General features: G+C 49.9%; 10 protein-coding genes. All 10 read left to right on the forward strand.

What is annotated here, in order from left to right; genetic code table 11:
• The first annotated feature begins 188 nt into the window (after positions 1-188).
• The 10 genes from NST99_RS11555 to NST99_RS11600 all read left to right on the forward strand — a co-directional run bounded on the left by NST99_RS11555 (position 189) and on the right by NST99_RS11600 (position 12,551).
• Positions 189-1,139, forward strand: a complete 951-nt coding sequence (locus NST99_RS11555; RefSeq protein WP_341091734.1) for a nucleoside hydrolase — start codon at positions 189-191, stop codon at positions 1,137-1,139.
• A gap of 110 nt (positions 1,140-1,249) precedes the next feature.
• Positions 1,250-2,494, forward strand: coding sequence for a stalk domain-containing protein (locus NST99_RS11560; protein WP_341091736.1), 1,245 nt, complete (start codon positions 1,250-1,252; stop codon positions 2,492-2,494).
• Positions 2,495-2,729: 235 nt separating this feature from the next.
• A complete protein-coding gene (locus tag NST99_RS11565; protein WP_341091737.1) occupies positions 2,730-3,683 on the forward strand; it encodes a radical SAM protein in 954 nt (317 codons plus the stop codon).
• 192 nt (positions 3,684-3,875) lie between these two features.
• A complete protein-coding gene (locus NST99_RS11570; protein WP_341091738.1) occupies positions 3,876-4,019 on the forward strand; it encodes a hypothetical protein in 144 nt (47 codons plus the stop codon).
• A 128-nt stretch (positions 4,020-4,147) separates the two neighbouring features.
• Positions 4,148-5,173 carry a bile acid:sodium symporter family protein gene (locus NST99_RS11575; RefSeq protein ID WP_341091739.1) on the forward strand — a complete coding sequence of 342 codons (1,026 nt, stop codon included), beginning with the start codon at positions 4,148-4,150 and terminating at the stop codon, positions 5,171-5,173.
• 237 nt (positions 5,174-5,410) lie between these two features.
• On the forward strand, positions 5,411-7,444 hold the full coding sequence (locus NST99_RS11580; protein WP_341091740.1) for a methyl-accepting chemotaxis protein: 2,034 nt from the start codon (positions 5,411-5,413) through the stop codon (positions 7,442-7,444).
• A 582-nt stretch (positions 7,445-8,026) separates the two neighbouring features.
• Positions 8,027-9,319, forward strand: a complete 1,293-nt coding sequence (gene ltrA / locus NST99_RS11585) for a group II intron reverse transcriptase/maturase (RefSeq protein WP_341091741.1) — start codon at positions 8,027-8,029, stop codon at positions 9,317-9,319.
• A 192-nt stretch (positions 9,320-9,511) separates the two neighbouring features.
• Positions 9,512-10,864, forward strand: coding sequence for a helix-turn-helix transcriptional regulator (locus NST99_RS11590; RefSeq protein WP_341091742.1), 1,353 nt, complete (start codon positions 9,512-9,514; stop codon positions 10,862-10,864).
• A 280-nt stretch (positions 10,865-11,144) separates the two neighbouring features.
• The gene (locus tag NST99_RS11595; protein WP_341091743.1) at positions 11,145-11,411 is read left to right on the forward strand and encodes a CD3324 family protein; all 267 of its coding nucleotides are present in this window, start codon (positions 11,145-11,147) and stop codon (positions 11,409-11,411) included.
• A 138-nt stretch (positions 11,412-11,549) separates the two neighbouring features.
• A complete protein-coding gene (locus NST99_RS11600) occupies positions 11,550-12,551 on the forward strand; it encodes a phosphotransferase enzyme family protein (protein ID WP_341091744.1) in 1,002 nt (333 codons plus the stop codon).
• Positions 12,552-12,553: the final 2 nt, after the last annotated feature.

Consider the following 12,553-nt stretch of genomic DNA (forward strand, 5'->3'; position numbering starts at 1 on the left):
TGCGCCTGCTGATACGCTTTCATTTTGCGCAACGTTCTTTCCTTGCCTGCTCACAACAGACAGCCAATGGAGGAATTTAAAGCCTGAGGCAGTATCCTATTGACCAGTCCTGGCATTGAGCCCTTGGGATACCCGTGTTAAGATGAAATCTATGATATGGATACATAATGGGAGTGGAAAAAATAGAGATGAGTACAACCCGCATAATTATTGATTGTGATACCGGCATTGACGACGCATTGGCCATATTATATGCCCTGCGGACTCCAGATGTGGTTGTGGAAGGAATCACTACTGTATTCGGGAATATTGATGTCGCTCAGGCGGCAGATAATACACTCAGGCTGCTGGCTTTGGCCAATCCCGGTTATGAGATTCCCGTAGCCCTTGGCGCGTCCCAAGCCCTCGTCCGCGAGCTGGGCGGCTTCTCGACCCATGTGCACGGTGGGAACGGGATTGGCGGTGTTCAGCTGCCTCCATCGTCTCAGCGGCCGGTGCTGGAAACGGCAGCCGAATTTATTGTCCGCCTGGCGGATGAGAATCCCGGCGAGATTGTACTCGTAACGCTGGGACGGTTGACCAACCTGTCGCTGGCGCTTGATCTGGACCCGGCTCTAACCGGGAAACTTAAGAAAGTAGTCGCCATGGGCGGTACCGTCTTTAAGCCCGGCAATGTTACGGCGGTTGCGGAAGCGAACCTGTGGGGAGATCCGGAAGCGGCCGACCGTGTATTCACCTCCGGGCTTCCCGTGCTGATGGTCGGGCTGGATGTTACGCTGAAGACGCTCATCACCACAGAGCATCTGGAGCTTCTGAGGCAGTTCGGCAAGGAAGAGAACAAAGCCCTGATTGACTTCATGGACGAATCCCTGAAGTATTATTTTAATTTCTACCGTGAAGCGAATTATCTGATAGGTGCGGCACCGCTGCATGATCCGCTGGCCCTGATGGCTGCGCTGCAGCCGGACCTGCTGACCTGCCGCCAGATGAAGGTCCGCGTGGAGACCCGGGGTGAGCATACCGCCGGAATGGTCGTTGCCGATTTGCGGGCACAGCCCAAAGCCGGTGAATTCATAGAGGTTGCCGTTGATGTGGATGCGGAACGGGCCGTCGGCGTCTTTTTGAGCGCGTTTATGTGATAGTTACAATCTATTAATTTGCTAAAAATAACTATTTTGGTAAAATGGTAGACGGAACTGAACTAGGTTTGAGAGACTCGTCATCCTATCATAGAATGGAGAATTTATACATGAAACGCTTAACGAAGCTGCTATTATGTGCAGCAATCTCTGTAAGCGGCTTTGCCGCTTTGCCTGCCCAGCCGACTCAGGCTGCCCCGGCGGGTGTCAGCATTATGCTGGACGGATATCCGCTGCCTTTTCCGGTTGAACCTGCGGTGATGAGCGGAACAACGATGGTTCCGTTCCGGGCGATCGCGGAAGCTTTGGGAATTCCGGTGGTATGGGACCAGGCCGCACGTAAAATCACAGCAACCACAAGCGGTGCCGCCGGGAACACTAAGGTTATCCTTACACTCGGCAGCAAAAATGCAGCGGTGAACGGCGCAACCGTGAAGCTGGCTGTAGCTCCGCAAAATATCCGGGGCACCACGATGATCCCGCTCAGCTTCTTTGGCCAGCAATTTGGCGCAGCGGTATCTTGGAATCAGGCGAGCAAAACTGTATCGATCACTTCGCCGAAGAAGGATATGTATACGCTCGGATTTTATGCGCAGGGAGCCTATAGCGAGGTTTCGCGTATTCCTGATTTTAGCGCGGTCGCCTTTGGGTGGAGCCGGATCGACCGCAGCGGACAATTTACTACGGCCAGTACGGATTTCTGGTGGCCGAAGGCTGACGGCGATGTGACACCGGAGTCCATCGTCCAGAATGCCGCTGCCGGAGGCACCACGCCTTATCTGATGGTTTATTCCGGGGACAAAGAGCTGGAGCTGACCAAGAATATGGAAGATCTTGAGCTTCAGCAGAAGACGATTACCAGCATTGTTGATTTGGCTTCACAGAAAGGCTTTAAGGGAATCGGGCTTGATCTGGAAGGGCTGGGGATGACCGGCGACAAGAAGCTGGTACAGAGCCAATATAATGTTTTTGTCAAAAAATTATCCGTAATGGCGCGGGCGGCAGGTCTTAAGCTGACCGTTATTCTTCCCCCGCTGAACGGCTCCTACAAAGGGTATGATTATAAGACGCTGGCATCGCTGGCTGATGATTTGGTGATTATGGCTTATGCGTATGAGGATGAGTCAGGTCCGGAGCCGATGAACAAAGTGGATGAAGGCATTCGTCTGGCCCTGCAGCAGGTGGATAAAAGTAAGCTGGTGCTCGGAATCTCCGTATACAGTGAGAATGCAACCTCCGTCAACGCCAAGATTGGACTGGCCAAACGGTATGGCCTCAAAGGCATCGCCATCTGGCGGCTTGGACTGATCGGACAGCCTGTTTGGAATGAGATGAGCAAATCGGTAGAGTTGTAGAATGGTAGAGTTGCCGGAAATCATAGATTGAATCCGAAGATTGAAGATAATGTGAGTCGATTTGGAAGAAGAGGCTGCCCGCCGGGCAGCCTCTTCTTGCTATTTCCAGGGAAGGCAGCAGTGTAGATTGCGTTCTTTATACAACAAATATCACATTAACTTGAGCTGCAAACCTTTATAATCTCTAAGGTTGACCCTTGAGCAGGAAATCTTATTTTCAGGAGGCTTATCAAACATGAGTATGAAATATAAATCACTGGAGCTGGACAAACCGCTGACGTATGAACTGGAAGGTTTGGAGGTTGGCGTGACCTCGAACTGCAATTTCCGCTGTGATTACTGCTGTGCATATAAAAGAAACGACGGGCAGAGCATTAATGGCAAGGAGGTTATCCGTATCCTGGAGGAGCTTCCCGGGCTGAAGCGGGTCCGCCTCTCCGGCGGTGAAGTCACCTTGAAGTTTCAGGACTGCGTTGAAATTGTATCCTACTGCTCTTCGCGGGGGATCCAGACCCAATTGAACTCCAACGGCAGTCTGCTGAATGCGGAGCGCATCGAACAACTGGTGTCTGCCGGGCTGACTACGATCCATATTTCGTTCAACTTTACGACAGCGGATGCCTTCTCCCGTTATTACAACATTCATCCAAGCGTCTATGACAAAATCAGAGAGAACATCACGATGTTCGCCAAGACAAGTGTGGACGTCGTGCTGGAAACGCTGCTGTTCAATGAAACACAGGACAATATGAAAGAAATCAGCGATCATGTCTACTCTATGGGTGTTAGAACTCACGAGATTCAGAACAGCATCATCATGGGCCATACCGGCTGGAAAGCCATTGCTGCCCGCGAACAGCTGAAGAATGCCGTGAATGAGCTGATTGAACGCAAAAAAGAAGATACAACGCTCTACTTCACCTGTATGGACCGCTTTATGGAAGCACTTGGTTTCCAGGAGCAGCCCGGGGTATATTTCCCGCATTGCATAGAAGGCAAGAAACAGCTGCACCTGCATGGCAACGGCGATATTCTGATCTCCGAGCTTTGCCACCCGGTAATCATCGGCAACATTTATCAGGGAACCTTGTTGAACGAGCTGTACAGCAACATGCCTGAGCCGCTCTCGCAGTTTCTGGAGAAGCAGCCTTGCCCGGCGCTGGACGCTTTGTTTCCGCAAGGCCTATAGAGAGCTGTGACGAACCGGATTCAGCTTGAAAGAGCCGGTTCAGCAGCTCAGCAGCAGACAGGACCGCGGCATTCCAGCTGCGGTCTGTTTTTGTTGCCGATGTGATAGGCCGGCGTGAGATATTTCTTGTGAATTTCATCCCACAATGACTTACAAAGATTATGTCGCTAAGGGGGCTCGCCTTTTAACGGCTTGTCCTTAATTATCAGCAATGCCTGGGGCCTCAGAGACGGGGAGTGGAAAGGGTTTGCAACCCCCGAGAAACTGTTGCTATGGGGCAACGCAATCCTGATTCTGTCCTGGATTGTCGTGGGGATTGCGAACAGCATGGCGTAGTTTTCTGCAAATTGCCATGATTAACAGGCAGAGATATCATGAGAATCTGTTAAGATTTCAATAGAGTCTGTAATGTGAAATCTATGGAGAAGGCTTGTATGCCGCTGCATACATGAAGGTAGAAGAAGATGCTCAATGGAATAAGGAATGGATTGCTGCGTTCCAATACGTTGCTGGAAAAAATAATGCCGCTGCTGACACCGGCTGCTATCGCGTTTGGCGTTCTGAACGAGAGTAGGCTTCTGCCCTTTACCTGGCTGGTGCCGTGGATATTTGCCTTCATGACACTGATTGGCAGTCTCAAGTCTAATTTTCGCGATTTGCTGGCCGTACTGCTCAAACCGCAGAAGCTGATTATTCTGATGGTCATTCTGCATGTGGTTATGCCGCTGATCGGCTGGATTGCGGCGAAGGTTTTTTTTCCTGGCGATCCCTATACGGTTACGGGTTATGTACTGTTGTTCGCCATACCGACTGGAGTCGTCAGCGTGGTATGGGTATCCATGCATGGCGGCAATGTGGCACTTACGCTAGCGCTGATTCTCATTGACACCTTGCTGTCACCGCTGATCGTACCGGGTACACTGCATTTGCTAATGGGGGCAAGCGTGGAAATCCAGCTCGGGGAAATGATGAAGGGGCTGCTGTGGATGGTCGTATTGCCTTCTCTGGCGGGAATGCTGCTGAATCAATGGTCGAAGGGAACGGCCGGGAAAGTGTATGGTCCGCCGCTGGCTCCATTTGTCAAAGTAGGACTTTTTATCGTTGTATCAATTAACGGCGCCAGTATTGCCCGGTATTTAAAGCATCCGGACGGCAAACTCGCGCTGATCCTATTCGTCACCTTTGGAACAGTTGTGCTAGGATATGTGATCGGAGCCTTAGTGTCACGCCGCTTTCACTGGGATTATGAAAATTCGGTGGCCGTGCAGTTTAACTCCGGAATGCGCAACCTGAGCGCGGGGGCTGTGCTGGCGGTGAAGTATTTCCCTCCTGCTGTTGCGCTCCCGGTCATTTCCGGGATGCTCTTCCAGCAGATTCTGGCCGCATGCTCAGGATTTGTAATCCGCAGAAGGGTGAGACGCATGCAATCCGAAGATACTGTAGCACAGTCAACCTTAATGTCTCCAACGGAAACGAAGATCTCCTCATAGAAGTAATATAACGATAAGCAGGCGGAATATCTTTCCGGCCTGCTTTTTTTGAACTGTATAAAAATGATATAGAATGTAATTTTCTGTTTTCTTCGACGAAATACGCTATTATTTTCTGAAATTCTACATCTCATCTTCACTGTTTTCATAGGAATACCGATAATAAATGTAACAAATTACATAGAAATAGGAAGATAACCAGGACTATAAGACCAGTATGAAAGGACGTAGAAAATTATGAAAATTCGTATGAAGCTGTCAGTTATGATGATTGCCGTTACCCTGCTTTCTACTGTAATCATGGGGGCTTTCACCTATAGCAAATCCACTAACACCATTCTGGGCCTTACCGAATCTGCAATGAAGCAAGTCAACACCAATAAAGCGGAAACCATAGCGGCGATGATTGATAAAGAGAAACGCAATATGGCTCTGGTGGCCGGACAGACCGAAATTATTGAACTGCTGCAACAAAACAAAACCGGCGGAATAGCAGATGGAGATAAGCTGCAGGCCGAAGTGAACACCAGGCTGCAAGGCATCGTGAAGGATGCCGGCAATCTTGAACATATATTTGTATCCGATATGAAGGGGATTGCGGTAGCAGATAGCGACACGGCGCTGGTGGGTACGGATTTCAGCGAAAGAAGTTATGCAAAGCGCGTGATTGAGACCGGTGCCCCGGTCATCAGTGAAACTTTGAAATCGAAAGCTACAGGGGCTTATGTTGTAGCGTTTGTGCAACCGGTGACCAGCGGCGGCCAAATGATCGGCTTTGTCGCCTCGGCTGTCAATGCGAATAGTATTATCAAATACTTGTCCGGTGCCAATGTGGCAAATGCCCCTTCCTCGTACGTCTATCTGGTAGATGAGACCGGAAATATACTGTATCATCCCGATGAGACGAAGATTGGCTTGCCTGTCGAGAATGAGCAGATCAAGGCTGTTGTGGAACGTGTGAAAGCCGGAGAGAAGGTTGAAGACGGCAAAGTGCAGTATAGCATCGGTGATGCGGAGAAAAAAGCTGCTTATACCGTCATTCCCGAAACGAACTGGACAATGGTGCTGACTGGTGATGTCGGGGAGGTCATGCAGCCTGTAGACAATATGACGCATTATATTATCCTGCTTGGTCTGGGGAGTCTGCTGCTGACTCTGATCATTGGATTGTTTGTTGCCGGCAGAATTTCTTCCCCGATTATCAAGCTGACAGAGATGATTAACCAGACCGCTAAGCTGGAACTCAAATACGATGCGCAGTATGAGTATCTGTTGAAGAACAAAGATGAAACTGGAATCATTGCCAAAGCCATGTTCCATACCCGCGCTGTACTCCGGGAAATGGCTGAAAGCCTGATCACCATCTCCACGAAGGTGCTGGACAATGCGGAAACGCTGGAGAAGCTGTCCATTGATGTCAGAGAGAATGCGCATGACAATTCAGCCACGACGGAGCAGCTGTCGGCAGGTATGGAAGAGACGGCAGCTTCAACAGAGGAGATGACAGCAGCGATTCATGAGATCGAGAACAATGTCCGAATGATCTCCGGAAAGGTCAAGGAAGGGACGGAAGTGACCAGCCAAATTATCGAGCGGGCACTGGTGCTGCAGCATGACGCCGTGCAGTCTACGGACAATGCCAAGCGGATTTACGAATCGGTGCGTATCGAAATGGAGAAGGCGATTGAGCAGTCGGGCGCGATCAATGAAATCAATCTCCTGGCAGATACCATTCTGTCGATTACCAGCCAGACCAATCTGCTCGCCTTAAATGCGGCGATTGAAGCTGCCCGCGCGGGCGAAGCAGGGCGGGGATTTGCGGTAGTTGCGGGTGAAATCCGCAAGCTGGCAGAGAAATCCTCCGAAACGGCAGCGGGAATTCAGGATGTCGTCAAGAATGTATACTCTTCCGTAGAGCAGATGAAAGAAAATTCTGAAGCCATGCTTACGTTTATTGACCATAATGTGCTGGGTGATTATGAGCGCCTGACAGAGGTCAGCGAACAGTACAACAGTGACGCCTCCATCATCAACACGCTCATGAACCAGTTCGAGGAGTCCGCAGATCACTTGGATCAGACGGTATCAAGTATCGCGATTGCGGTGAATGAGGTGGCAGCTACTGTCAACGAAGGTGCAATCGGCGTGCAGGATATTGCCGAGAAGACGGCGGATATTGTAGAGAAGACATTCGATGAGGCGAAGATGGCCGACGAAAATACGCAAAGCGCCAAAGAGCTTCAGGGACTGGTGGAGAAATTTAAAATATAAAGCTATAACTTAGACCCCGCCCACACTGGCGGGGTTCTTTTTTTTGTTCGCGTGCCCAGAAGCACGCATTATCTAGTTGGTGAAAGTCCAACCAAAGGAGGGGCCAAGCCACCTTTGTAGCTAGGATGCCTGCTCATGGCGAAATCTGTGTGTAGAAGCGCATCGACAAAAGTATCGGTCAGAGACCGGGCGAGCAACAATCCAGGCCGCAACATCAAGTGAATCCTGCCGCGTCGTCAAAAAGGCCCTGCGAAGGGGAAGAGAGGGTGCCGAGTCTCGGTACAATAGACGAAGGCCAAGGAAACTGTACAGAACTTGGAACAACAGTGAAGAATCCTCCGGCGTATAGGGAACGGCATGGTTTGAAAGATAATGCAGTGAACTGGGGAGACCCTCCCCCACACGGGATTTTTTTTTTTTAGAAACCCGTAAAGAGGCGCTCTATAAGTCCAGAAGATGAAATGAACCGTCTGTGGGAAGGGAGTCCGAGGGGCTCATAGTACCGAAGAACCTAAGGACAACATAACCTTAGGGAGGGAAGGAGCCCTGCTTTGTTTATGCTTTTGGAGGAGGTACGAGTGAGTGAATGCCAACCGGCTAACGACACCCAAGGAAAAAGTTCAACAACTCCAAGAAAAGCTAGGTCATGCGGCCAAGGAGAACAATAAGCGTAAATTCCATGCCCTGTACGACAAAGTCTACCGCTGGGATGTACTGTGCGAAGCCTGGAAACGGGTGAAAGCGAACAAGGGAGCTGCGGGAGTGGATGCCGTGACGCTCGCAGATATTGAGGAACAAGGAGAAACAAGTTTCCTCAAGGAATGCGAGCGAGAACTGAAAGAAGGCAATTACCATCCGCAGCCCGTACGGCGGCACTATATCCCGAAGAAAGATGGGAAGCCAAGACCGCTAGGCATACCAACTGTGCGCGACCGAGTCATACAAATGGCAACGAAACTCGTGATTGAACCGATCTTTGAAGCAAACTTCGAAGAAGTATCCTTCGGATTTCGTCCGAAGCGAAGCGCGAAAGGAGCGCTAGAGCGAATCCGGAAAGCCTGCAACCGCAAAGGGAATTGGGTAGTCGACGTCGATATCCAAGGTTACTTCGACAATATTAATCAAGAGAAGCTTATGAAATTGGTACAGATGCGTATCAACGACAGGCGGATCCTAAAATTAATACGGAAGTGGCTTCATGCGGGAGTGATGGAAGAAGGAAACGTAAGGCGTTCCGATTTAGGAACACCGCAAGGTGGAGTCATTTCACCGCTTCTGGCGAATATCTATCTGGACTACTTTGACCGACTGTGGGAGAAACACGGAAGTAGAGTGGGAGAACTGACAAGGTATGCAGACGATTTTGTAGTGGTCTGTAAAACCAAAAAGGACGCCGAACATGCGTATGAGCTCATACACAGAATCATGGAACGTCTGGAGTTGACCCTACACCCAACCAAAACCCGCATCGTAGGCCTATGGACAGGAGAGGAAGGATTCGACTTCTTAGGAATGCATCACCGGAAGACCAAAGCAGAAACGTCCCAAGGCAAGGTGTACTACACCACGCAGCAGTGGCTAACGAAAAAGGCGGAGGAACGCATTCGAGGAGTGGTCAAAGAAAGACTGGCTCCACCGAGTATGCGATCGAAATCATTCGCGGAGCATGTAAAGTGGCTCAATCCAAAGATTCAAGGATGGAGAAATTACTACTACACGAACTACAGCCAAAAGAGATTAGCCAAATTGGATTGGTATATTCTGCAGCGATTAACCCGGTGGTACGCGAAGAAGAGACAACGAGGGATTTGGATGAGCTCACGATCTGAGGTCAAGTATATTGCCAACATGTATGGATTGAAAACGCTATTGTGATCTGCATGCCCATGATTGATGAACATCGGAAAGCCGTATGAGGGAAAACCTCACGTACGGTTTGATGAGGAGGGGCTGGTTAGGCCAGCCCTTTACTCTAGATCATCATTACATCTATTGATAGGTACATCCAATTTTTGACCATACTATGGTTAGGATACAGCAGAGAACCGCTGATATGGGGGGGATGTAATGATTAAGATAACACTCGGGGACGAAGAGAAGGAATACAGCCATAATCAAGCAGAGTTGAATGGGGATGGCGCAAGATTAGCATTTCCCCTGTTAACCGCTAAAGATAGAGAAACACGCAGGCTGGATCAGCTACGGCTTATGCAGGAGAGCTTTCTGCTGCAGATGGTCCGGGAAGCGTGGCTCAGTCCGGAGAAGGTGAAACAACGGCTGCGGCAGCTTCAGCTCCATCCGCTGGCCGATGAGGGAGTGAAGCTGCAATTTGCAGCCGTAGAGCTGCAGATTCCGGCAGGAGAAATAGGAGAGCCACGGAAGCGCCGGAATCAGCTTTACAAGGATTTCCAGCAGATCTGCCACAGGACGGCGGCAGGGTGGAAGGGCGTGTATCCGTTCTGCGATGCCGGAAGCATTAGCCCGGTAATGTATTTCCTGATTGTCATGAAAGACAATGCGTCACATAAGAATGACAGAGCTGAGCACTTCGCCAGAGAGCTTGAGCAGAATATCGAGAGCAAATTGAGGCTGGGGCTTGCCGCAGGAATCGGTGCTGAGCACAAAGGACTGAAGCGGTTAAAGAACGGTTATGCCTCGTGTTTACTGGCTTTAAGCGGGAGCCGCAGCGCTATTCCCGGCAGCGGCACAATAGGGCTGGTTCTCCAGAGCCGTGCCGGTGACCGGTTGACTGCATTTAACCAGGCAACGGTGCAGAGGCTGACGTTGAGTCTAGAACAGCCAGCTAGTGCTGCTTTCCGTCTGGAGCTGGATTCCTTGTTCACTCTGGAGGATGGTGCGGCCTCTCAACTTGAGGTTTGCCGCTTTTTGGCGCAGCGTACGCTGCTGATTCTAGGTGGAGCTGCAGGGAAATTTGAATACGGAGGCACTACGCTCCAAAAATATTTATGGAACAGCCAAATGACGCTTGCCGCCTGCACATCGAGTGAACATGCAAAGGAATTGCTGCTGGAACTAGGGCAGCTGGTCATGGCGGAAGTGAGAAGGACGCAGGCATCCGGTGGAAGAGAGCTGGCCGAGGCTATCAGGAAATACGTGAAAGAACATTTTGCCTGCGACTTGAAAGCTCCATCTCTCGCAGCGTTATTTCATGTATCTGAAGCCGAGCTCAGCCGGATATTCAAAATGCATGTTGGCATTCCTTTGAACGACTATGTCACTAAATTGAGAATGGCCCAGGCTGAGCAGCAGCTGCGGGAAAATGCACTGAAATGCTCTGAGATCGCAATGCTGGCAGGTTATTCCGTGACAGACGAATTTATAGGCGCCTTCAAGAAGTACAGCGGCAGAAATCCCAAGGACTACCGGGAGTGGTACTTGAAGAGACAGATGAAGGTATAATAAGGCCTTCTTAAAGAAGGGGTGAAAGGTCTGCGTCTTCATCTTCAAGTCATTTTATGGTAAATTAAATGTAAGCATTGCCGGATTTGAGCGGAAGGGAGACAGGACCATGACAAGTTTCGGCACACAGCTCTATGCAAAGTCTATAGATTAACAACCGCGGTTGTTTGTATAGAGCTGTAAGCAGATTACCGCATAAGTTATCTTGTTGAAGATAATTGTTTCTCCCATAGACTTTGCTCCCTTAAAACGTTTACTAATTTTAAGGAGCGGGCTATAAATGAAATATGTTAACGCAGATGTGATTCTGCCGGAAGTATTGTTGAAGGAAATTCAGAAATATATTCACGGTGGAATGCTCTATATTCCGAAGCCTGAAGGCGTGCGGAAGAAATGGGGCGAGAATTCGGGCAGCCGAAGGTATCTGACAGCGAGAAACAATGAAATCAGGGAGCAGCATGCCGGCGGGGCTACCGCCCGTGAACTTTCCGAGCAATTTTGTCTGTCCTACGACAGCATCAAAAAAATTATCTACTGCAAAAAATAGATTCACAAAATGCCGTATGGGATGAACAGTCCGATGCGGTTTTTTTGTGCAATAATCTCTTTAGAAGAGTTGTCTATCTATTAGCAAAGCGGCGCTGCCATTATAATAAACGGACATATTCGTTAAGGAGGAAGCAGAATGTTCGAAGCTTTTCGCTGTGATACGGATGAGGATAGACAGCTTCTGTTGAAGCAGGCAAGGAGCATGGTGATGTGGGCACTGCCGCAGTATGGGCTGGATTGGACCGCAATTTCATATATTGGTCTGTCCGATAACATCACTTATAAGATTGAGACGGCAAGCACCGGAAGCTATTTGCTGCGGCTGCACGGGCGATGGATGAGCTATGCAGAGATTCAGTCGGAGCTGATGCTGCTTCAGGCGTTGAACCGGGTGGAGAGACTGACTATGCCGGAAGGGGTGGCCAATACAGAAGGCACTTATATCCTCAAGGCAGATTCCGCGGAGGATGCCTCTTCCTTATGGGTTACACTTACCCGCTGGGTCGAAGGGGAGCCTGCTGACGGGCAAATGACGGACCAAAGATTATTCGATATGGGAGCTATGATGGGAGACTTACACATCGCCGCTGCCGGATTCGTTCCTCCGGCTGGGTTTATCCGCCCTGTATGGGGGGAGCAGAGCTTTACGCGTGAGATGGATAAGCTGGGACGTTATTACAGCGGGTTTGTATCTGAAACGGGGTGGAAGACTTATCAGTTAGCTGCTGCAAAAATCCTCTCCGAACTGGAGGACATGGAGGCAAACGAAGATCAATATGGACTGATTCATGGAGATCTGCATAGCGGAAACGTTGTGTTTGCCGGGGAGCAGCCCTATCCGATAGATTTTGGGAGATGCGGTTACGGGTACTATCTCTACGATCTGGCTGCCGCATTATTGGAGCTTTCCCCTGGGCAGCGCAAGCGGTTTATTGAAGGTTATGCAAGCCGGAAGAAGCTGGAAAGCGGATATGTGCGTAGACTCGAATGTTTTTTTATTATGATAATGATCGGAAATTACAGCCATCATGCCTCGAACCCGGCGGAAGTCCCCGGACTGCGGGAGCAGCAGCCATATTCCCAGGCGTATCTCAGGGAATATTTAAAGAGTGCTCCCTTTTTGTTCGAGGTGACTTAAGC

This window comes from Paenibacillus sp. FSL L8-0470 (genome assembly GCF_038008625.1).
Classification (GTDB): domain Bacteria; phylum Bacillota; class Bacilli; order Paenibacillales; family Paenibacillaceae; genus Paenibacillus_AQ.

Coding starts and splice junctions, on each gene's coding strand:
- NST99_RS11555 (WP_341091734.1), top strand. CDS start 189: ATGAGTACAACCCGCATAATTATTGATTGTGATACCGGCATTGACGAC.
- NST99_RS11560 (WP_341091736.1), top strand. CDS start 1,250: ATGAAACGCTTAACGAAGCTGCTATTATGTGCAGCAATCTCTGTAAGC.
- NST99_RS11565 (WP_341091737.1), top strand. CDS start 2,730: ATGAGTATGAAATATAAATCACTGGAGCTGGACAAACCGCTGACGTAT.
- NST99_RS11575 (WP_341091739.1), top strand. CDS start 4,148: ATGCTCAATGGAATAAGGAATGGATTGCTGCGTTCCAATACGTTGCTG.
- NST99_RS11580 (WP_341091740.1), top strand. CDS start 5,411: ATGAAAATTCGTATGAAGCTGTCAGTTATGATGATTGCCGTTACCCTG.
- NST99_RS11590 (WP_341091742.1), top strand. CDS start 9,512: ATGATTAAGATAACACTCGGGGACGAAGAGAAGGAATACAGCCATAAT.
- NST99_RS11595 (WP_341091743.1), top strand. CDS start 11,145: ATGAAATATGTTAACGCAGATGTGATTCTGCCGGAAGTATTGTTGAAG.
- NST99_RS11600 (WP_341091744.1), top strand. CDS start 11,550: ATGTTCGAAGCTTTTCGCTGTGATACGGATGAGGATAGACAGCTTCTG.